This is a genomic window from Pseudomonas sp. C 49-2 (assembly GCF_003970195.1).
GTDB classification, from domain to species: Bacteria; Pseudomonadota; Gammaproteobacteria; order Pseudomonadales; family Pseudomonadaceae; genus Aquipseudomonas; species Aquipseudomonas canadensis.
The window spans coordinates 462,934-485,002 of record NZ_RXYG01000004.1; the positions used below are offsets into that span (position 1 = coordinate 462,934).

Annotated in this window: 14 protein-coding genes; all 14 read left to right on the plus strand. The window is 60.8% G+C overall.

Annotation, left to right across the window (positions count from 1 at the left end):
• Positions 1 to 94: 94 nt before the first annotated feature.
• The 14 genes from EJ576_RS11040 to glgX all read left to right on the plus strand — a co-directional run bounded on the left by EJ576_RS11040 (position 95) and on the right by glgX (position 22,068).
• Entirely contained in the window at positions 95 to 1,090 is a 996-nt protein-coding gene (locus EJ576_RS11040; RefSeq protein WP_122727232.1) for an aldo/keto reductase, read from the plus strand.
• Between the two features lie 133 nt (positions 1,091 to 1,223).
• A complete protein-coding gene (locus EJ576_RS11045) occupies positions 1,224 to 3,218 on the plus strand; it encodes a methyl-accepting chemotaxis protein (protein WP_122727234.1) in 1,995 nt (664 codons plus the stop codon).
• Between the two features lie 81 nt (positions 3,219 to 3,299).
• Complete coding sequence (locus tag EJ576_RS11050) at positions 3,300 to 3,758, plus strand: SRPBCC family protein (protein ID WP_126570351.1); 459 nt, start codon at positions 3,300 to 3,302, stop codon at positions 3,756 to 3,758.
• Positions 3,759 to 3,855: 97 nt separating this feature from the next.
• On the plus strand, positions 3,856 to 4,302 hold the full coding sequence (locus EJ576_RS11055; protein WP_122727238.1) for a DUF411 domain-containing protein: 447 nt from the start codon (positions 3,856 to 3,858) through the stop codon (positions 4,300 to 4,302).
• The gene (locus EJ576_RS11060; RefSeq protein WP_126570352.1) at positions 4,299 to 4,739 is read left to right on the plus strand and encodes a YqaA family protein; all 441 of its coding nucleotides are present in this window, start codon (positions 4,299 to 4,301) and stop codon (positions 4,737 to 4,739) included. The genes EJ576_RS11055 and EJ576_RS11060 overlap by 4 nt, the downstream gene beginning before the upstream one ends.
• Positions 4,740 to 4,852: 113 nt before the next feature.
• Positions 4,853 to 8,692 carry a hypothetical protein gene (locus EJ576_RS11065; protein ID WP_126570353.1) on the plus strand — a complete coding sequence of 1,280 codons (3,840 nt, stop codon included), beginning with the start codon at positions 4,853 to 4,855 and terminating at the stop codon, positions 8,690 to 8,692.
• A gap of 149 nt (positions 8,693 to 8,841) precedes the next feature.
• On the plus strand, positions 8,842 to 9,846 hold the full coding sequence (locus EJ576_RS11070) for an alpha/beta fold hydrolase (protein WP_122727244.1): 1,005 nt from the start codon (positions 8,842 to 8,844) through the stop codon (positions 9,844 to 9,846).
• Positions 9,847 to 9,872: 26 nt separating this feature from the next.
• The gene (locus EJ576_RS11075) at positions 9,873 to 10,826 is read left to right on the plus strand and encodes a D-2-hydroxyacid dehydrogenase family protein (RefSeq protein ID WP_126570354.1); all 954 of its coding nucleotides are present in this window, start codon (positions 9,873 to 9,875) and stop codon (positions 10,824 to 10,826) included.
• A 480-nt stretch (positions 10,827 to 11,306) separates the two neighbouring features.
• Positions 11,307 to 12,860, plus strand: coding sequence for a glycogen synthase GlgA (gene glgA, locus EJ576_RS11080; protein WP_073860001.1), 1,554 nt, complete (start codon positions 11,307 to 11,309; stop codon positions 12,858 to 12,860).
• Positions 12,861 to 12,880: 20 nt separating this feature from the next.
• Entirely contained in the window at positions 12,881 to 14,626 is a 1,746-nt protein-coding gene (gene treZ / locus EJ576_RS11085; RefSeq protein ID WP_126570355.1) for a malto-oligosyltrehalose trehalohydrolase, read from the plus strand.
• Positions 14,623 to 16,707 (plus strand): 4-alpha-glucanotransferase, encoded by a 2,085-nt coding sequence (malQ, locus tag EJ576_RS11090; protein ID WP_126570356.1) that lies wholly within the window; start codon positions 14,623 to 14,625, stop codon positions 16,705 to 16,707. The genes treZ and malQ overlap by 4 nt, the downstream gene beginning before the upstream one ends.
• On the plus strand, positions 16,704 to 19,439 hold the full coding sequence (locus EJ576_RS11095) for a malto-oligosyltrehalose synthase (RefSeq protein ID WP_126570357.1): 2,736 nt from the start codon (positions 16,704 to 16,706) through the stop codon (positions 19,437 to 19,439). Before malQ ends, EJ576_RS11095 begins: the two co-directional genes overlap by 4 nt.
• Before the next feature lie 24 nt (positions 19,440 to 19,463).
• Entirely contained in the window at positions 19,464 to 19,724 is a 261-nt protein-coding gene (locus tag EJ576_RS11100) for a DUF2934 domain-containing protein (RefSeq protein ID WP_122727254.1), read from the plus strand.
• A 184-nt stretch (positions 19,725 to 19,908) separates the two neighbouring features.
• Positions 19,909 to 22,068 (plus strand): glycogen debranching protein GlgX, encoded by a 2,160-nt coding sequence (gene glgX / locus EJ576_RS11105; RefSeq protein ID WP_028616295.1) that lies wholly within the window; start codon positions 19,909 to 19,911, stop codon positions 22,066 to 22,068.
• Position 22,069: the final 1 nt, after the last annotated feature.

Consider the following 22,069-nt stretch of genomic DNA (forward strand, 5'->3'; position numbering starts at 1 on the left):
TTAGAAATACCGAATAGTGTTAGTGCTTTTAGCCGGTTTATCCCGATTTTGTCGAGCGTGACAATGCAGGCCTTCCCAACCAGGAGCTGACCCCATGCACACCCGCCCACTCGGTAACAACGGTCCCCTCGTCTCCGCCATCGGCCTCGGCTGCATGGGCATGAGCGATTTCTACACGCCCGGCAGCGACACCCGGGAAGCCACCGCGACGCTGCACCGCGCGCTGGAACTCGGTGTCAACTTTCTGGATACCGCCGACATCTACGGCCCGCACACCAATGAAGAACTGATCGGCAAAGCCATCACGGGTAAACGTGACCAGGTGTTCCTGGCCAGCAAATTCGGCATCGTGCGCGACCCGGCCAACCCTGCGTTGCGTGGCGTCAACGGTCGCCCCGAGTACATTCGCAAGGCGATTGACGGCACGCTGCAACGCCTCGGCGTCGACACACTGGACCTGTACTACCAGCACCGTATCGACCCGGATGTCGCCATCGAAGAAACCGTCGGCGCCATGGCCGAGTTGGTGCAACAGGGCAAGGTGCGTTACCTGGGCCTGAGCGAAGCGTCTGCCGCCACCCTGGAGCGCGCCCACAAGGTGCATCCGATCAGCGCCCTGCAAAGCGAATATTCGCTATGGAGCCGTGATCAGGAACACAACGGCTGCCTCGCCGCCTGCCAACGTCTGGGCATTGCCTTTGTGCCTTATAGCCCGCTGGGGCGTGGTTTCCTCACCGGCGCCCTGCAAAGCCCGGATGACTTCAGTGCCGATGACTACCGCCGCTTCAGCCCGCGCTTCCAGGGCGAAAACTTCGGCAAAAACCTGGAACTGGTCAAGCGAGTGCAAGCACTGGCCGCCGACAAAGGCGTGAGTGCAGGTCAACTCGCGCTGGCCTGGGTACTGGCCCAGGGTGACTTCATTATTCCGATTCCCGGCACCAAGCAGCGCAAGTACCTGGAAGAGAACGTTGCCGCCCTCGCGATCAGCCTCAGCCCGGCCGAATTGGCGGCGCTGGAAGCGATCTTCCCTGTCGAGGCACCCGCCGGCCTGCGTTACCCGGAAGCCGTGATGACCATGCTGGATATCTAAGCGAAGGAGCGCCCTTAACGGGCGCTGTTTTTTCTTGCACGACCGTACCTAAAGCTCCTCCTCGCCAAGCCGATAGCCCGATGAAGCTCCAACAAAGCCGCGTCGGTCATAAATGCTTCGTAAGGACGACCCCATGCCCCCACTGCGCTCCATCCAAGCCCGCTATACCCTGTTCCTGGTGCTGTTCGTCCTGGTGTTATTTGTGTTGACCGTAGTGGGCATCGGCCAGTTGGTCGCGCCCACGCTGCGTCACACCGAAGAACAGGTGGTGCTCAACCGCATCGCCGAGGTGGCTGAACAGATCCAGGGCGAGCTGAACAAGGTTCAGTCCCAGCAACGCAGCATCACCCAGACCATCCCGTTGCTCGACAGCGATGCCATCGACAAGGTCCTGCCTGGCCTGGTCGACCAGTACGGCGAGCTGAAAGTCTTCGGTGGCGGGATCTGGCCGCTGCCCAACCAGCGCACACCGGGGCGCAACAAGCACAGCACGTTCTGGCACCGGGATGCTTCGGGCAAACTGGCAGTCAACACTTTCTGGAACAGCGACCCCGCTCCCAACTATTACGACCAGAGCTGGTACAAAGGCGGCCTGGCCTCCCCGCGTGGACAATGCGCCTGGGCCGCCGCCTATAAGGACGACGCCAGCCAGGAGCCGCGCACCAACTGCGCCATGGCGATCCAGCGTGACGGCGCGCCCTATGGCGTCGCCACCATCGACGTGACGCTGGGCTTCTTTAATGACTTGGTAGCCAGCAAAGAAAAAGACATCGGCGGGCAAATGCTGATCGTCGAGGGCGACGGCAAGATCATCAGCAACAGTTCGCGCATCAGCGGCCCGGTGGTGTTGAAAAACATCAGCGAACTCACCGGCACCTCAGCGTTTGCCGCCCAGGTCAGCAAGGCGCTGACCAATCGAGACCAAGCGCTGCAGCGTAGCGAGTTCGACAATCAGGGCGTGGCCAGCACCTTCTATATGCGCCCGATCGGTGGCACGCCGTGGTTCCTCGCCACCGCCCTGCCCACCTCGCTGATCACTGCACAGCGCGATGACGTACTCGGCACCCTGGCCCTGCTGCAAATCCCCATGGTGTTGCTGCTGGTGCTGCTCGCGGTGTATGCGATCCGCCAACTGGTGCAGCGCATGAAGTCGCTGAAATCCAATATCGACGCGCTGTCTGCCGGCGATGCCGACCTGACGCGACGCATCACCATCCGTGCCGAAGACGAGCTAGGCGCCATTGGCCACTCAGTGAACCGTTTTATCGTCTATCTGCAGAACATGATTGGTGAAGTGACCCAGGCCACCGGCGCCATGTCGTCGAGTCTTGAGCAACTGCAACGCACCTCGGCGCACACCAACCAGATCCTGGTGCGACATGCCTCGGAGACCGATCAGACGGTCACCGCCATCACCGAAATGAGTTCCACCGCCGACACCGTCGCGCAAAACGCCGCCGAAACCGCCGCGTTCACCCAGCGCGCCAACGAGCATGCCGACCGCTCCCGCGTGGTGGTGGGTGAAGCATCCACCAGCGTCAGCGCCTTGATCGGCGAAGTGTCCAGCGCCACCCACAGCGTGGAAAACATGCGCCAGGACGCCGCACGCATCACTGAAACCCTCGGTGTGATTGGTGCGATTGCCGGCCAGACCAACCTGCTCGCCCTCAACGCGGCGATTGAAGCCGCGCGTGCCGGCGAGCAAGGCCGGGGCTTTGCGGTGGTGGCCGATGAAGTGCGTGCGCTGGCTGCCCGCACCCAGGCCAGCACCTCGCAGATCAACGACATGCTCACGCGCCTGACCGCGGGCGTCAGTTCCTCGGTGGCCGCCATGGAAAACACCCAGGCCAGTTGCCAGTCGGCGGCGGATGCCACGGCACGGGTAAACACTGGCCTGGATGAAATGGCCGGTTCGGTCAGCCATATCAACAACCTCAGCACCCAGATCGCCACGGCGGCCGAGCAGCAGAGCGCGGTGACCGAGGAGATCAACCGCAGCATGGTGCAGATCCGACAAATGGTCGAAGAACTGGTGCAGAGCGGCCATGCCACCGAAACCAATACCCAAAGCCTGCTGGAGGCGAATGGCCGGGTGATTGCCTTGATGGGTCGATTCAAGGTGCGCTGATAAACGGCTGAAACACTCCCGTGCAATGTGCGGGAGTGGGACTATTCTGACAGCTCCTAGTCGCAACACAGGAGGTGTGCCGTGCGAGCTGCCGAGCAGTCGGTCCGTTTGGAGCGGATCAGTCAGGAACGCTTTATCCGAGCCCCCATTGAGGCCGTCTACGACTATGTGACCCAACCGGATCGCTGGCACGAATGGCACCCCACGTCCCTCAGCGCCGATACCGGCACCACCGGTTCATTGCCTGCCGGTGAACGTTTTACCGAGTTCATTGACTTGCTGGGGGTGCGCGTGCCCATGAGTTACCGCGTGCAGATCGCCCGGCGCCCTGGCGAATTCAAGACAGTGTTCACCTCCCTGGCCGTTGATGGCTCCATTCACTACTACCTGCTGCCTCATCAGGGCGGCACGCTGTTCAAGCGGGTGCTGACCTACGAGACCGAGTTGCAATTGGCCACCTTGCATGAACGCATGATCGAGTTGTCGACCATTGCCCTGGGCCAGCTCAAGCACCGCTTGGAAAACCCACCCTTCGTATAATTTGGAAACATTCCCAACCGGTAGGCGCTGGCTTGCCTGCGATGACAGCGTCATGATCGCCGCCATCCCAACGGCCCTCTCCTACACACGAGTTCCTATGAAAACCACATTGCGCCTGGCCCTGCTGTCAGCCCTGTTCACCACCACCCTGGCCCAGGCCGCCGACCTGATTCCCATCGACGTGCACCGTGACGCCAACTGCGGTTGCTGCAAAAAATGGATCAGTCACCTGGAAAGCAACGGTTTCAAGGTCAATGACCACGTCGAAGCCGACATGAGCGCCGTCAAGCAACGCCTGGGCGTGGCGCCGCGCCTGGGTTCGTGTCACACCGCCGTGATCGACGGCAAGTTTGTCGAAGGCCACGTGCCCGCCGAACAGGTGCTGGCGTTGCGCAACCGCGATGACCTGCTGGGCCTCGCCGCGCCGGGCATGCCCATGGGCTCACCGGGCATGGAAGTCGAAGGCCGCAGCGAGGCCTATCAAGTCATCGGCCTGACCCGTGAAGGCAAAGACGTGGTGGTGGCGCAATACCCGGCGCAATGATCGCCGGCTATCTAGGGTTATTCTTCGCGGCGTTTGGCGCCGCGACGCTGTTGCCTCTGCAGTCGGAAGCCGTGCTGGTGGGTCTGCTGCTCAGCGGGCATTACAGCCTGTGGCTGCTGCTGGGCGTTGCCACGCTGGGCAATGTGCTGGGCTCGGTGGTGAACTGGTGGCTGGGGCGCTGGGTCGAGCACTTCAAGGGGCGGCGCTGGTTTCCCGTCAGCGACAAGCAGTTGGACAAAGCCCGTAACCATTACCAGCGTTGGGGCCATTGGACGTTGTTGCTCAGTTGGGTGCCGATCATTGGCGACCCGCTGACGTTGGTCGCTGGGGTGATGCGTGAGCCGTTGTGGCGTTTTTTGCTGCTGGTGACCCTGGCCAAAGCAACCCGGTATGGCGCGCTGGCATGGCTGACCTATAGCCAGTGGACCCGCCTCTAGTCCCCTGACCGTTAGTCGCCACTGTCATTTCTCACAGCTAGACGCTGGCATCTGACCGGTGTCTGCTGACCTTGCATGGCACTTTCTCAAATGAGCCTACAAGGAGCACCACCATGTCAGACGAATCCCTCGACAAGCTACCCGTCCTGTACACCACGCGCACCGCGGACCTGGAACCACCGCCCTACAATGACAACACTGTGCGTCCGGTAGTGGACCCTCCTGCTGACGTAGGGGTGGGCATTCGAAGTCTTGAAAACCGCTTGTTGATTACCTTTGATAGCTGGACCAGACCAAGTATCGGCGATATCTACGAATTTTATATGGGAGACAAACGCGTTCCCAAGGCCTGGGCGGAAATCCAGCCTGGTCAAATCGGCCAGAACCGCTTCCAGCTCTGGGTACTCCGCGAAAATGTGCCATTTGGCAGGCCGGGCGAAGTAGGCAGTGTATTCCCCTGCTATGGGCAGGTCAGGCGCAGCGGCAGTGGAACTGTAAGCACGTCGCGGGAACAAACCTTTTTTATCAAGGCCACCCGCCCAGGTGGAGTCGATCAGGACCCGGGGGAGCCGTACCATTCAGCGTTGCGTCTTCATCTGCCGGCCGACCTGAGCGGCCCGGATGCCGTGCTGGACCTCGATCGCGCGAGCGAAGGGGTGCTCATAACCATCGAGCACTACCCTGACGCGTACAAGGGGGACACTGTCGAGCTGTACTGGAACGGCCACTTGGTGACCCTAGTGCTGAGCGAAGACCAGGCCCGCAAGCGCGCGCCCATTGAGGTGTTCGTCCCGCCGGAGATTATCCTGCTGCCAGGCGGCAGCGGCCAGGTCATCATCAGGTTTCGGGTTTACGACGTCGTACTGAACTTCTCCGGGGAAGTTCAACAGTGGTCCGACGCGGTACGCCTGGAAAGTGACCTGGATCCAAATCTATTGGAAAGCCCCTTCTTTCTGGTCGACGGAGATCCGACACTGTCGGTCAACTTTGACACACAGAGCGAAGCGCTCTTCCAGGTGGGCGTCACTGTGCCTCGCAGGCTGCCCCCCAACAACACCGCCACACCTGTAGGTACCCAGATCATCGTGACGCTGCGCGGGCTGCTTGACGACAACAGCGCTCCGCCGTACGAAGTTCAATTGCCACCGGTGACTGCCACTGTCGGCTTGACGCGATTTATTACCGTCGAAAACAGCGTCATCAAACGCTTGATCAACGGTTCTCTACAAATTACCCACCGGTTGGAATTCCCACTGGGCACCGTGATAGGCAACTCCCGTCGTACGACCGTCACGATTTTTGGTACCTCGTCCACCATGCCGGCGGTTGATATCGAGGAGGATGAAGGGGGTCTGATCGATCCGACCGTTCCTTTCCTCAAAATCAACTTCCCGGAATACACCCCTTACAACGCGAATTTCCCCGTCACGTTACGCATGGAGGCGCAGCAAACGGGTGGCGGCGTAGTGTTTTATGAACAAACCCAGCAAGCCGGTGCTCCTCCGCCGCCCACACGCTTTCGCATTGTAACGGCGGCTAACTTTGCCCAGTTCATTGGGCTCGGCCCGGTCAACGTGTTCTATCGCGTCAACGACGGAGTGAACACAGTGCTGGATGCTGGCGTGCTGACGGTCCGTGAATCCGATCACCGGATAGTAGAGATTGGCGCACGTCATGCCGACCTGCCGGCCCCCTTGATTGACCCGCTAGACGAGTACGAAAACCTCGACCCGAACGATGTGATCTTCCAGGTCAACGCCACGCTCCCCTATACCCGCTTTGTGCCAGGCGACAAAGTAATCTGGCGCTGGATTGGCTCAGGGGTGGGTGGCAGTACCGGGGGAGAAATTGATGTGCTGGTGCCGGGGCAAATTGCGTTCTCGGTGGATCGTCAATTTGTCGACTTGAACAACAATGGAACGATTCGGTTCAGCTATACCCTCATTCGCGGCTTGACCACGCTGCGCTCTGAAGTGCTTGAAGTGACTGTCGGCAAGTCGCTGGGGGTATTGCTTAGACCGGAAGTACTCGAAGCTTCGAGGCACCCTGACGAACTGCGTCCGGAGTCCGCCACAGTGAAGGCGACCATTGAGGTCTCGTTCCTGACAATGTCGCCGAGTGACAGGATCCTGGCAGTGTGGAGTGGGCTACCCGACATTGGTACACACGAGGAGACTAAATTTGGCAATACCTCTAAAACCTTGCATTTCGATGTACCCAGTGAGGTGATCGGAGCCAACATTCTGCCCGCAGGCCGCGTCATTACCGTGCAGTATTTTGTGCTGCGCGGAACAAAGAAAATACCGTCACCGATTCTGCTGTTGCAGTTGTTGCCCCTGACCACACTGCCGATCCCCACCATCGAAGGGCAGGACAGCCCATTACTGGATATTGCCCGACTCAACGGCCTGGAGCGCACCCTGATCAACGTGTGGGAGTTTTCTCACGCGGTCCAGCGGATGTGGATGGTATATGAAGGCGAATACGACGACGGCGGGCGGTTCTTAGAGGCCACCTACACAGCGAACCTGGTCACGATCGACGGCGCGACGCAAGGCATCATGCCACCGACGCCGGTGGATGAGTTGCGCAAGCTCAAGGATGGCTCGAATCTGAAGATCAGCTTTTGGGTCAGCTTTGATCGCAGCTCCGACAGGAGCCATGCGACCCTGTTCCGCGTGCGCGAGTATGTCGTACAGGCCGTTCCTGGCGTGCTGCCACATCCGTTTATCGGCGGTGCTTCCGGGGTCGGGGCGGATGTGACGGTGGATCCATTGCCCATTGAGCACAACACCACGGTGACCGTCCGTTACGATGGAATGAGCAGTACAGACAAAATAACCTTGAGCTGGTTTTTCCATGATTGCACGGAAGAACAGAGGACACTCGACGGCCAGGACGGCGGGACAGTGGTCTTCAACCTCACCAGCGCGGGTTTCCTGAATTACAGCGTGAACAGCACCGTGCAGTTGAAGTATTCGGTGCTGCGCGAGGGTTCCCCCGAGCCGATTCCATCCGAAGTGCAGACGGTACGGGTCAACACCATTCCTGCCATAGACTTGCCGGCGCCCCTGATCAACAACATCACCAACAACGGCGTGATAAATCTGCCAACCATCAGCGGCAACCCCAACGCCGCAGTCGTGAAATGGGCGTTGAGCGCCAGGGAACAACGCGTATGGCTGTACTGCATCGCGGGTGAAAATATACTGCCCGTGCTTGAAGGTGAGGCTATCAACGCCACCGAGGCAGCGAACGGGTTTACCAACAAACCAGTACTGAGGACCTGGCTGGCGGCGCTGGCTAATAACACGATTATCAGGGTGGTACTCAAAGTGGCTTACACCCGGGCCAATGATGTAGAGCAGGCGGTCGACTTCTCTGAGACCCGCTACACGGTGACGACCGTGCGTCCGATAACCCTGGATGAAAGTACCATGTTCGTAAATCTAGGGGGCTGGTTGCTGCAAGGCTTCGGATTTACCGACGTGCTTTATACGGGTACTATCCGGCAGGGCAGTGGTGGTGAAGGAACCTTATCGTATTCCTCCAGCAACACGTCAGTCGCTGTCGTTAATAACTCGGCACGATTGACGTTCACGGGCACCGGCACGACGACGATCACTGTTCGTGACCAGAATAGTCAGTCGAAGAGTTACAACATCCAGGTATCGGGTGGCGGCAGAATTTGCAGGCTGGTCGGGAACGGCACGTTTGATCAAATGCTCGCGACCATTGGCGGCTCAGGTGGCTCGATGCTCACATTTAGTACAGCGTCTTCGCTCAATTCAAGGTTCGGACTCCAGTTCCCTCGCACGGGAGAAGCATGGGTGAACGAAGGCTTTCCGCCAATATCTCCTTCAAGTCGTTATTTGGTCAGGGTCTACAATGGCCAGGGATTCGTACGTGATACTTGGGGTAATGGGAATTTCGACGGTTACGGAATCTTCTAAAACCGGAGCCCGTTGAAAAGAACAGAGAAGGCGAGTTTATCCAACCGATAAACTCGCCTTTTTTATGGCCGCAATTGCGCTCGACACAGCGTTAACCTGCCCTTAATCCCCACTCCACAGTATCCGGCTATTGTTCCCGGAGTTCGCCCATGCCACGTATCCGCACATTTTGCCTCGCCAGCCTGCTGACGGGCTGCACCCTTCCCGCCACTGAAGGCCCCGTCTACGGCCCCGAGCTGCAAGGCTTTGAATACCCCTATCCACTCAAGCATTTCGACTTTCAATCCCAGGGCAAGTCCCTGCAAATGGGCTATATGGACGTGCCCGCCAAAGGGCAGGCCAACGGTCGCAGCGTGGTGCTGATGCATGGCAAGAACTTCTGCGGCGCCACCTGGGAGGGCTCGATCAAGGCCCTGAGCGACGCCGGTTACCGGGTCATTGCGCCGGACCAGATCGGCTTTTGCAGCTCCAGCAAGCCTGACCATTATCAATACAGTTTCCAGCAGTTGGCGACCAACACCCATCAACTGCTGGAAAAACTCGGCATTCAAAAGGCCACCGTTATTGGCCATTCCACCGGTGGCATGCTCGCCACCCGGTATGCGCTGATGTACCCCGAACAGACTGAACAGCTGGCGATGGTCAACCCGATTGGCCTGGAAGACTGGAAGGCGCTGGGCGTGCCGTCGCTCACCGTCGACCAATGGTATGCGCGTGAACTGAAAGTCAGCGCCGACGGCATTCGCAACTACCAACTCAACACCTATTACGTCGGGCGCTGGAAGCCCGAGTACGAGCGTTGGGTGGACATGTATGCCGGTCTGAGCAACGGCCCGGGGCATACCCTGGTCGCATGGAACTCGGCGCTGATTTACGACATGATCTTCACCCAGCCGGTGTACTACGAATTCAAGAACTTGCAGATGCCCACGCTGCTGCTGATCGGCACGGCGGATAACACCGCCATCGGCAAGGACGTCGCGCCGCCGGCGGTCAAGGCCAAGCTCGGCAACTATGCCGTGTTGGGCAAGCAAGTGGCCCAGTTGATTCCCCATGCAACCCTGGTGGAATTCCCGGGCTTGGGGCATGCACCGCAGATGGAGGAACCGGCTCGGTTTCACACAGCGCTGTTGCAGGGTTTGAACGCGCTTTAATCCAACCTACTTCGAGGCACTCGTGAATGTCGGTACAGATTGCAGTCATTGATGATTGGCAGAGTGTGGCCAGTGGCGTGGTGGATTGGTCAGTGCTTGAGGGCGTGGGCCAGGTGCATTTCCTGCACGATTACCCGGCCGATACCGCCGCCATGATCGAGCGTTTGCGGGGCTTCGAGGTGATTTGCGTGATGCGCGAACGCTCGACCTTCGACAAGCCCCTACTGCAGGGTCTGCCCAAACTTAAATTGCTGGTCACTGGCGGCCTGCGCAACGCGGCCATCGACATTCCGGCGGCCAAGGCGCTGGGCATCACGGTCTGCGGCACCGACAGCTATAAACACGCCGCGCCGGAGTTGACCTGGGCGCTGATCATGGCTTCCACCCGCAATCTGCTGGCCGAGGCCAATTCCTTGCGCGCCGGCCAGTGGCAGATTGGCCTGGGCGGTGACCTGCATGGCAAGACCCTGGGCATTCTCGGCCTCGGCAGCATCGGCCAGAAAGTGGCGCGGTTTGCCCAGGCGTTCGGCATGCGGGTGATTGCCTGGAGTGAAAACCTCACGCCGGAACGCGCGGCGGAATCGGGCGTGACCTGGGTCAGCAAGCAAGCATTGTTCGAACAGGCGGATATTCTCACCGTCCACCTGGTGCTCAGCGACCGCAGCCGTGGGGTGGTGGATGCCGAAGCACTGAGCTGGATGAAACCAAGCGCTCGCTTGGTCAATACAGCGCGTGGGCCGATTGTGGATGAATCGGCGCTGGTGCAGGCGTTGGAAAACGGTCGCTTGGCGGGAGCGGCGCTGGATGTGTATGCCGAGGAGCCGTTGCCGGTGGATCACCCCTTCCGCCGCCTGCCCAATGTGCTGGCGACGCCGCATGTGGGGTATGTGAGTGAACAGAATTACCGGCAGTTTTACGCGCAGATGATCGAAGATATTCACGCGTGGGCGAGCGGCGTGCCCATTCGCGTGCTGGGCTGACGCACCATTCAAGGGCAACCCGCATGTGGTGAGCAGGCTTGCCCTGCGCTGGGGCGCTAAGCGGCGCTGATGTCGAGATCCGGTCGGGAGCGCTTCGCACTCCAGCGCAGGGCAAGCCTGCTTACTACATACCGGTGTTTTCTACGAGAGCATATGGTTACAAGTTTTTGTCCTACAAAATTCTCCTCGAAACCCTACAAGCTCTAGGATCTGTCCTAGACTCATGACCGATGGGTCCGTTCGAAAACAAAAACCCCGCAAAAAATCGAAACTTTCCAACTCTGCCGTAGGTCCAGTTTTAAGGTAAGGCGTGCACGCGTGGTTCACGCGAAATGCCCGTCCATCCAATCTTTTTTGGCTAACCGTGCAACTGGCATACGCCTTGCCAGTTTGTACAGTGCTTGTGCGCCTGGCCGCAGGATGTGGCCATCGGAGCTAATGGCAGCGGGCCATTAGCCGACCAACATGTGGGAGAGAACTATGATCAGTGCCGCTGTAGATATTCAGGGAGAGCGTGTCAGTCAGCCGGTAGGGGGACCTTCGTTGGTCGACCTGCCCACCACTGTGCGGCCGATCGTGAGTCAGAATCCTAATCGCAAGAAAGTCCTGTTCGTGACCTCTGAATTTGCCGACCTGGTGAAAACCGGCGGCCTGGGCGACGTGTCCGCGGCCCTGCCCCGCGCCATGGCCCACCTGCACGACGTGCGGGTGTTGATTCCCGGTTACCCGCAGGTGATGGAAAGCGATAACCCGATCCATATCATCGGTGAGCTGGGCGGCCACGCCGCGCTGCCGCCGTGCAAGATCGGGCGCATGGACCTCAAGGACGGCCTGGTCATTTATGTCCTGATCTGCCCCGAGCTGTACGAGCGCGAAGGCACGCCCTACGGCGCCAATAACGGCCGCGACTGGCCGGACAACCACATTCGTTTCGCCCGCCTGGGCCTGGCCGCCGCCGACATGGCCGCCAACCTTGCGCAAATCCACTGGTGCCCGGACCTGGTGCATGCCCACGACTGGCCCGCTGGCCTGGCGCCGGCATACATGCACTGGCGTGGGTCACGCACGCCGACGCTGTTCACCATTCATAACCTGGCTTATCAGGGCGTGATCAGCCTGGCCTCGACGCCGGAACTGGGCATTCCACCCCACGCCTTGCAGCAGGAAGGCATGGAGTTCTACGGCAAGATGTCGTACCTCAAGGCCGGCATGGCGTATTCCAGCCACATCACCACGGTGAGCGCCACCTACGCCCGGGAAATCACCACCCCGGAATTCGGCTGCGGCCTTGATGGCTTTCTTGCCAGCAAGACCCAGCAAGGCTTGCTCAGCGGCATTCCCAACGGCATTGAAGACAGCTGGGAAACCTCCACCGACCCGCACCTGACCCACAACTTCAACATCGGCGACTGGGAAGGCAAAGCGGTCAACGCAGCCCAGGTACGTGAGCTGTTTGGCCTGAGTGAATCCACCGGCCCGCTGTTCGCCGTGGTCTCACGCCTAGTGTTTCAAAAAGGCCTGGACCTGACCGAAGCCGTGGCCAGCTTTATTGTCGAGCAAGGTGGGCAGATCGCGATCATCGGTCGCGGTGAGCCGGAAGAAGAAAACGCCATGCGTGAACTGGCGCTGCGCTTCCCTGGGCAGATCGGTGTGCGTATCGGCTTCAACGAGACCGATGCCCGGCGCATGTTCGCCGGCAGTGACTTCCTGCTGATGCCATCGCGCTACGAGCCGTGCGGCCTGAGCCAGATGTACGCCCAGCGCTTCGGTTCGCTGCCCGTTGCGCGTAACACCGGCGGCTTGGCCGACACCATCGAAAATGGCGTGACCGGCTTCCTGTTCAATGAATCCACAGTCGAGAGCTACAAAGAAGCCTTGAGCCGCGCGTTCAAGGTGTTTGCCTACCCTGGCCTGCTCAATGCCATGCGCTGCCGAGCGATGACGCAACCGTTCAACTGGAGCCAGGCGGTGGAACCCTACGCCGAACTGTACGAACAGCTTGTGGCCAAGGCCTTGGGGAAATCCGCTAAATAATCAACGGGAGGTCTCTATAGATGCCGTTACGGACTCTGGAAACCTGGCCCCACGGCGCAATCATGCTGGACGCGCAACACACGCGTTTTGCCTTGTGGGCGCCAGACGCGTTTTATGTCAGCGTTGAATTGGAAAACGGCAAGTCCATTGCCATGCTGCCGCAGGCGGAAGGCTGGTTTGAAACCGAAATAGCGTGCCCGGCGGGCACGCGCTACCGTTTCAATATCGACGGGGAAGTGGATGTACCCGACCCTGCCTCCAGGGCCCAGGCCTCGGATGTGCACGGTTGGAGCCTGGTGGTCGATCCCCTCGCCTATCCATGGCGCCACAGCCAGTGGCAAGGCCGTCCCTGGCACGAAGCCGTCATTTATGAGCTGCATGTCGGCGCAATGGGCGGCTACGCCGGCGTCGAGAAGCACCTGCCACGCCTCGCCGAGCTGGGTGTGACCGCGATTGAATTGATGCCGTTGGCGCAATTCCCCGGCGAACGCAACTGGGGCTATGACGGCGTCCTACCCTATGCACCCCAGGCTTCCTACGGCACGCCTGATCAACTCAAGCACCTGATCGACAGCGCCCACGAACACGGCCTGGCGGTGATCCTCGACGTGGTCTACAACCACTTCGGCCCCGATGGCAACTACCTCGGCCAGTACGCCAAAGGTTTCTTCCAGGAAGACGTGCACACGCCCTGGGGCGCCGGTATCGACTTCGACCGGCGTGAAGTGCGGGACTTCTTCCTGGATAACGCCTTGATGTGGCTGCTCGAATACCGTTTCGACGGCCTGCGCCTGGACGCGGTACATGCCATCGACAACCCGGATTTTCTGAAACAACTGGCTCACCGCGTTCGCGAACAAGTCGACACTGGCCGACACGTCTGGCTGATGCTGGAAAACGAGCTCAATCAGGCCAGCCTGCTGCAACACGATTTCGACGCGCAATGGAATGATGACTTTCATAACGTCCTGCACGTACTGCTGACCGGCGAAACCGACGCCTACTACAGTGACTTCGCCGAGGAGCCTACCGCCAAATTGGCGCGCTGCCTGGGCGAAGGCTTCATCTTCCAGGGGCATACCACTCGGCATGGTCATGAACGCGGCGAACCCAGTGGGCACCTGCCGCCAAGCGCGTTTGTGGCGTTTTTGCAGAACCATGACCAGATCGGCAACCGCGCGCTGGGCGAGCGCCTGCATCAGCTGTGCTCGCCACAAGCGTTGAACGCGGCGACCACCCTCCTGCTGCTTTCACCGATGATCCCGCTGATGTTCATGGGCGACGAAGTCAACGCCAGCGAGCCGTTCCTGTTCTTCACCGACCATCACGGCGAGTTGGCCGAAGCGGTACGTGAAGGACGGCGCAATGAGTTTGCTGATTTCGCCGCGTTCAAGGATCCGGAACGACGTGAACGCATTCCCGATCCCAACGACGCGACCACCTTTGAACAATCGGCCCCCTCGTTTACCGACAACCCGCACGCCCAGCTCTACCGCCAACTGCTGAACCTGCGCCACCACCATATCGTGCCGCACTTGCCGGGCAGCCTCGCGCTGGGTGCGCAGGTGCTGGCCGAGGGGGCCGTCAGCGCACGCTGGCGCCTGGGCAACGGCAGCCTGTTGCAGATCGACCTCAACCTGAGTGCCGCGCCGCTGGATCACCCGGCGGCGGGCGCTGTCCTTTTCGAAACGCCTGCCAACCTCGGCGCCCATCTGCCGGCGTACAGCGCACGCGTTACCCTATCCCCTGTTGGAGAGCACCCTTGAGCGAAGCGAACCTGGAAATCCTCGCCAGCCGAGCGGGCCTGGCCGTCGATTGGATCGACGCAAACGGCCGCCCGCAACGTGTGAAACCCGACGCTTTGCGCGCCGTTCTCAAAGGCCTGGGCCACCCGGCCGACAGCGATGCCGAGATCGACGCCAGCCTGCTTGAACTGGAACAGGCAAAACAAGACAAACACCTGCCACCGTTGATGACCATCGACAGCGGCGAAGGCCTGGATCTGGCCCGTTACTTTGAACCGGACACCCTGTGCCGGGTCAGCCTCGAAGACGGTGAAACCCTGGAGCTGCGCCTCGATGGCGACGCCGTGTTGCCCGGCGTCATCGCCCTCGGTTATCACCAAGTGCATATCGCCGAGCAGACGTTCACCCTGGCCGTCGCCCCCACCCACTGCTACAGCGTCGCCGAGGCCGTCGACAGTCGCCCCGCCCGTGCCTGGGGCCTCAGCGCGCAACTGTATAGCTTGCGCCGCCTGGGCGATGGCGGTTTCGGCGACACCCTGGCCCTGGAACATCTGGCCCGTTCGGCTGCCGAACGCGGGGCCGATGCCTTGGCAATCAGCCCGATGCACGCCATGTTCAGCGCCGACACCGAGCGCTACAGCCCGTATTCGCCCTCCAGTCGCTTGTTCCTCAACAGCTTGTACGCCTCGCCCGGTTGCATCCTGGGTGAGCGCGAAGTGCGCAACGCCATTGAATCCCTCGGCCTGACGGATGAACTGCACGACCTGGAACAACACAGCCTGATCGACTGGCCCACAGCTGCCAAGGCCAAGCAGCGTCTGATGCGGACGCTGTACGAAGACTTCCGCCACGGCCAGCATCCACAACACGCCGATTTTCTGAGTTTCCGCCAGGCCGGTGGTGAAGCGCTGGAAAACCATTGCCGCTTCGAAGCGGTGCAAGCCGCGCGCGCCGCCAAAGGTGAGGATCTTGACTGGCGCCACTGGCCCGAAGACTGGCGCAACCCGCAGAGTCCGGCACTCGCAGCCTTTGCCGCAGAAAACCAGGATGAGATCGGCTACTTCGCCTTCAGCCAATGGCTGATCGCCCGCTGCCTGGAACGCGCGCAACAAGCCGCTCGCGGCAGTGGCATGGGCGTCGGATTGATCGCCGACCTGGCCGTGGGCGCCGACGGCGGCGGCAGCCAAGCCTGGAGCCGCCAGGATGAACTGCTCGCGGACCTGACCGTGGGCGCGCCACCCGACATTCTCAATCGCGCCGGGCAAGGCTGGGGCATCTCCGCGTTCTCGCCTGAAGGCCTCAAGCGCAACGGCTTCCGCGCCTTTATCGAGATGCTGCGCGCCAACTTCGCCCATGCCGGTGGCCTGCGTATCGACCATGTGATGGGCCTGCAACGCCTGTGGGTGATGCCCATGGACGCCTCGCCGCGTGAAGGCGCCTACCTGTATTACCCAGTGGACGACCTGTTACGCCTGCTGGCCCTGGAATCCCATCGCCACCAAGCCATCGTGCTTGGTGAAGACCTGGGCACGGTGCCGGACGGCCTGCGCGAAAAACTCATCGCCCGCTCGATCCTCGGCATGCGCGTGTTGCTGTTCGAGCAAAACCACGACGGCCAGTTCAAGCCGATCCTCGACTGGACGGACAACGCCCTGGCCACCACCAGCACCCACGACTTGCCGACGCTCAACGGCTGGTGGCACAGCCGCGATATCGACTGGAACATCCAGCTCGGCCTTATCGATGCGCCTACCGTGGAGCAATGGAGCGAACACCGCCTGCGCGAACGCCAGGCACTGCGTCAGGCCTTGAGCCAGGACCCGCAGAACTTCGTCGATGAGATCCGCAACGAGACCGACCATATGATCGACGCCAGCGTGCGCTACCTCGGCCACACCCGCGCACCGTTGGTGCTGTTGCCGTTGGAGGATGCGCTCGGCGTCGAGGAGCAGGCCAACCTGCCCGGTACCACCGACACCCACCCCAATTGGCGCCGTCGCTTTGTGGGTGAGGCCTCCAGCCTGCTCGACAATGCCGGGGCCGCCCGCCGCCTCGAACTGTTGGCCGTCGCGCGCAACCAAGCCTATGAGCGTGACCGATGAAAGCACTGCCCCTGCGCGCTACCCAGCGCCTGCAATTTCATAAAGGTTTTACCCTGGACGACGCGGTGCCCCTGGTGCCCTACTTCGCCCACCTCGGCATCAGCCACCTGTACGCTTCACCGCTGCTCAGCGCCCGCGCCGGCTCCATGCACGGCTACGACGTGGTCGACCCCACCCGCGTCAACCCTGAACTGGGTGGCGAAGCCGCCTTGCGCCGCCTGGTCGCCGCGTTGCGTGAACACGGCATGGGCCTGATCCTCGATATTGTTTCCAACCATATGGCCGTGGGTGGCGCGGATAACCCTTGGTGGCTGGACCTGCTGGAATGGGGGCGCATGAGCCCCTACAGCGAGTTCTTCGATATCCAGTGGCATTCGCCCGACCCGCTGCTCAAAGGCCAGTTGCTGATGCCGTTCCTCGGCAGCGACTACGGCGAAGCCTTGCAGACTGGCACCGTGACCCTGCAGTTCGATGCCACCCACGGCGCTTTCTACGTCGAGCATTACGAGCATCGCTTTCCGATCTGCCCACGGGACTACGCGGCGATTTTGGGTAGCGATGAATTACTCAAGCCCTTGTCCGACCGCTTCAGCGCCCTGGCCTATCAGGATGATGCTTACCACGAGGCCGTCTGGCTCAAACAAGCCCTGGCCGAACGGGCCACTGAAGACGAAGTACGCCAGGCCATCAACAGACAGTTGGCGACGTTCGACTTTGACCGCCTGCACCACCTGCTCGAACAACAGGCCTATCGACTCGCCAGCTGGCGCACCGCAGCGGACGATATCAACTGGCGGCGCTTCTTCGATGTCAATGAACTGGGCGGCTTGCGCGTGGAACGCACCGCCGTATTTGAAGCCACCCACGGCAAGATTTTCGAACTGATCAGCGAAGGTTTGGTGGATGGCCTGCGTATCGACCATATCGACGGCCTGGCCGACCCGCGCGGGTATTGCCGCAAGCTGCGGCGCCGGGTGGATTCGCTGTCACCGCAGCGGCATTTACCGATCTTCGTGGAAAAAATCCTCGGTGCAGGCGAAACCCTGCGCGAAGACTGGCAGGTGGACGGCACCACCGGCTACGAATTCATGAACCAGCTGTCGCTGCTGCAACATCACCCGGACGGTTTTGAACCTTTGGCCGAACTGTGGACCCGTCACAGCGAACGGCCCTCGGCCTTCCTCGAGGAAGCGCGACTGGCGCGCCAGCAAATCCTCAACGGCTCACTCGGCGGCGACTTCGAAAGTGTGGCCCAGGCCCTGCTGCAAGTAGCCCGCGACGATGTGATGACCCGCGACCTGACGCTAGGCGCCATCCGACGCGCGTTGCAGGAACTGATCGTGCATTTCCCGGTGTACCGCACCTACATCAGCGCACGTGGCCGCAGCGACGCTGACGACCAAGTGTTCCAACACGCCATGGACGGCGCACGCACCACCTTAGGCGAAGGCGACTGGCCGGTACTCGATCACCTGGAAAAATGGTTGGGCGGTCAACCCTGGCGCAATCGCCCGGTAGGCCGTGAACGCAAGATCCTCAAGCATGCCTGCGTGCGTTTCCAGCAATTGACGTCGCCCGCCGCCGCCAAGGCCGTGGAGGACACCGCGTTCTATCGCTCGGCGGTACTGCTGTCGCGCAACGACGTGGGCTTCAGCACAGAGCAGTTCAGCGCGCCCTTGGCCGACTTTCATGCTGTCAACCAGCAGCGTTTGCGGACCTTCCCCGACAACCTCCTGGCGACCGCCACCCACGACCACAAACGCGGCGAAGACACCCGTGCGCGCCTGGCGGTGTTGAGTGAATGCGCGCCGTGGTTTGTTGAACAGGTGGAACACTGGCGCACCCTGGCCGCTCCATTGCGAACCGACACCGCCCCCTCGGCCGGCGACGAATTGATCCTCTATCAAGTCTTGCTCGGCAGTTGGCCGTTGGATCAGGGCACTGAGTTTGACGGCTACCAGCAGCGCCTGTGGCAGTGGCAACAAAAGGCCCTGCGCGAAGCCAAGTTGCAGAGCAGCTGGAGCGCGCCCAACGAAGCCTATGAACAAGGCGTCGAAACGTTCCTTTCACGGCTGTTGCTCAGCGATGAAGGCCACGCGCTGCGCACCGCCATCGGCAATGCCGCTCAGGCGATTGCCCCGGCGGGCGCGTTGAACAGCCTGGCGCAATCCTTGCTTCGTATGACCGTGCCGGGTGTGCCGGACCTGTACCAGGGCGATGAGTTCTGGGACTTAAGCCTGGTAGACCCGGACAACCGTCGCCCGGTGGATTTCAGCGCACGGCAACAGGCGCTGGCGACTCCACCGGACATCGGCGAACTGTTGTTCAACTGGCGCGACGGGCGTATCAAACAGGCGTTGATTGCTCAGGTGCTGGCCTTGCGCAAGGCCCTGCCTGAATTGTTCCGCAGCGGCACCTACACGCCGCTGGAAGTGGTCGGCGAGCACGCTGACCGGGTGGTCGCATTCTCTCGCGAACACCAGGGCAAGTACCTGCTGGTGTTGGTGCCACGCTGGCCCCATCACCTGCTTGAAAACGGTGTGCACCCTCAGATCAATGCGCAGGTTTGGGGCGATACACGGGTGAAATTACCGTTCGCCGCCACAACGCAAAACTGGAAGGGACTTTTTCATACAGGCGCAGTCACACCAGACAAGGAGCTGTTGGTTAGCGCTGCCCTGGGGGATTTCCCGGTCAATGTCTTTATCAATCCTGATGATCAAGAAAGCTGAAAATTTTCTGTGAGGAGCATTGTGATGAGTACTGAAGACAAACGCATACGCGAACTGGCGCATCAGATCTGGGAGTCCGAAGGCAAACCCCATGGTGAAGATGCACGCCACTGGGAGATGGCGCGCAAACTGGCGGAAGCCGAAGCGCTGACGCCAAGCAAACCCAAGGCAGCGGCCAAGCCCAAGGCCAGCGCTCCCAAGCCGCCGGCGAAAGCCAAGCCTGCGCCTCCTCCCAAGCCTGCCGCCGAGAAGAAGCCGAAGGCGCCGCGCAAGCCCGCCAGCTGACCCGACCTGTAGGAGCCGGCTTGCCGGCGATCGCGCAATCGCAGTCGACGCAGAGGTTGACAGTACCGCCGCTATCGCCGGCAAGCCGGCTCCTACAATGATTTGCACTTATCAGACATTTGCCTGACCTCACGTCAGCACGGCCGTGTTCGGCCCGAAAAAAGACCTTTGCAGGAGCAACTCAATGAGCAAACCCGATAAAACCCCTTCGACGCCGGGCAACGAGCCGTCGCGGATTCGTGAAGGTTTGCCCTTCCCCCTTGGCGCCACCTGGGACGGCCTGGGTGTCAACTTTGCCTTGTTCTCGGCCAACGCGACCAAGGTCGAACTGTGCCTGTTCGATGATTCCGGCGAAGTCGAGCTGGAGCGCATCGAACTGCCGGAATACACCGACGAAACCTTCCACGGCTACCTGCCCGACGCCCACCCAGGGCTGATTTACGGCTACCGCGTGTATGGTGCGTATGACCCCGCCAACGGCCACCGTTTCAACCACAACAAATTGCTGATCGACCCCTATGCCAAGCAGTTGGTGGGCGAATTGAAATGGTCCGAGGCGCTGTTCGGCTACACCATCGGTCACCCGGACGACGACCTCAGTTTCGACGAACGCGACAGCGCACCCTTCGTGCCCAAATGCAAAGTCATCGACCCGGCACACACCTGGGGCAACGACCAGCCGGTGCGGGTGCCGTGGGACCGCACGATCATCTACGAGACCCACCTGCGCGGGATCAGCATGCGCCACCCTTCCGTGGGCGAGTCCGTACGCGGCACCTGCGCTGGCTTAATGGAAGACGACGTGCTCAAGCACATTCGCCAGTTGGGTGTGTCGTCAGTCGAGCTGCTGCCCGTGCATGCCTTCGTCAACGACCAGCATTTGCTGCAAAAAGGCATGACCAACTATTGGGGCTACAACAGCATCGCGTTTTTCGCCCCCGACCCGCGCTACCTCGCCAGCGGCAAGATCGCCGAGTTCAAGGAGATGGTCGCGCACCTGCATGAGCAGAAGCTCGAAGTGATCCTCGATGTGGTCTACAACCACACCGCCGAGGGCAACGAGCGTGGCCCGACCCTGTCCATGCGCGGTATCGACAACGCTTCGTACTACCGCCTGATGCCGGATGACAAGCGTTTCTACATCAACGATTCCGGCACCGGGAATACCCTGGACCTGAGCCATCCGTGCGTGTTGCAGATGGTCACCGACTCCCTGCGTTACTGGGCCAATGAGATGCACGTCGACGGTTTCCGCTTCGACCTGGCGACCATTCTTGGCCGTTACCGCGATGGTTTCGATGAACGTCACAGCTTCCTGGTCGCTTGTCGTCAGGACCCGGTATTGCGTCAGCTCAAATTGATCGCCGAGCCGTGGGACTGCGGCCCCGGCGGTTATCAGGTGGGCAACTTCCCACCGGGCTGGGTGGAATGGAACGACCGCTTCCGCGACACCGTGCGTGCTTTCTGGAAAGGCGATGACGGCCAACTGGCGGACTTTGCCGGGCGCATGACCGCTTCGGGCGAGATGTTCAACCATCGTGGCCGTCGTCCCTACAGTTCGGTGAACTTTATCACCGCCCACGACGGCTTCACCCTGCACGACCTGGTGTCGTACAACGACAAGCACAACGAGGCCAATGACGAAAACAACCAGGACGGCAGTAACAACAACCTGTCCTGGAACCATGGCGTCGAAGGGCCGACTGACGATCCGGAAATCAACGAACTGCGCCTGCGCCAGATGCGCAACTTCTTCGCCACCCTCCTGCTCGCCCAAGGCACGCCGATGATCGTGGCCGGTGATGAGTTCGCACGCACCCAGCACGGCAACAACAACGCCTATTGCCAGGACAGCGAGATCGGCTGGGTCAACTGGGACCTGGACGACGACGGCAAGGCCTTGCTCAAGTTTGTGAAGCGTCTGATCAAGCTGCGCCTGGCTTATCCGATTCTGCGGCGTGGGCGCTTTCTGGTGGGCGACTACAACGAAGACATCGGCGTGAAGGACGTCACCTGGCTCGCGCCGGATGGCAATGAGATGACCACCGAACAGTGGCAAGACAGCCACGGCCGCTGCCTGGGCATGTTGATGGATGGCCGCGCCCAGGAAACCGGGATACGCCGTGCCGGCGCCGATGCCACCTTGCTGCTGGTGGTCAATGCCCACCACGACATGGTCAATTTCCGCCTGCCGCCAGTGCCCGAAGGCGAGTTCTGGACCTGCATGCTCGACACCAACTCCCCGGCGGTACGTGGCCAGGAACGCTTTGATTTTGATCATGAGTACGCGGTGACTGGGCGTTCGTTGTTACTGTTTGAATTGCAGCGTGAAGACGAGGTGTGAA

What these genes read in the sequence shown, in the direction of transcription:
- EJ576_RS11040 (WP_122727232.1), top strand. Translation starts at nt 95, where the DNA reads ATGCACACCCGCCCACTCGGTAACAACGGTCCCCTCGTCTCCGCCATC.
- EJ576_RS11045 (WP_122727234.1), top strand. Translation starts at nt 1,224, where the DNA reads ATGCCCCCACTGCGCTCCATCCAAGCCCGCTATACCCTGTTCCTGGTG.
- EJ576_RS11055 (WP_122727238.1), top strand. Translation starts at nt 3,856, where the DNA reads ATGAAAACCACATTGCGCCTGGCCCTGCTGTCAGCCCTGTTCACCACC.
- EJ576_RS11060 (WP_126570352.1), top strand. Translation starts at nt 4,299, where the DNA reads ATGATCGCCGGCTATCTAGGGTTATTCTTCGCGGCGTTTGGCGCCGCG.
- EJ576_RS11065 (WP_126570353.1), top strand. Translation starts at nt 4,853, where the DNA reads ATGTCAGACGAATCCCTCGACAAGCTACCCGTCCTGTACACCACGCGC.
- EJ576_RS11070 (WP_122727244.1), top strand. Translation starts at nt 8,842, where the DNA reads ATGCCACGTATCCGCACATTTTGCCTCGCCAGCCTGCTGACGGGCTGC.
- EJ576_RS11075 (WP_126570354.1), top strand. Translation starts at nt 9,873, where the DNA reads ATGTCGGTACAGATTGCAGTCATTGATGATTGGCAGAGTGTGGCCAGT.
- glgA (WP_073860001.1), top strand. Translation starts at nt 11,307, where the DNA reads ATGATCAGTGCCGCTGTAGATATTCAGGGAGAGCGTGTCAGTCAGCCG.
- treZ (WP_126570355.1), top strand. Translation starts at nt 12,881, where the DNA reads ATGCCGTTACGGACTCTGGAAACCTGGCCCCACGGCGCAATCATGCTG.
- EJ576_RS11095 (WP_126570357.1), top strand. Translation starts at nt 16,704, where the DNA reads ATGAAAGCACTGCCCCTGCGCGCTACCCAGCGCCTGCAATTTCATAAA.
- EJ576_RS11100 (WP_122727254.1), top strand. Translation starts at nt 19,464, where the DNA reads ATGAGTACTGAAGACAAACGCATACGCGAACTGGCGCATCAGATCTGG.
- glgX (WP_028616295.1), top strand. Translation starts at nt 19,909, where the DNA reads ATGAGCAAACCCGATAAAACCCCTTCGACGCCGGGCAACGAGCCGTCG.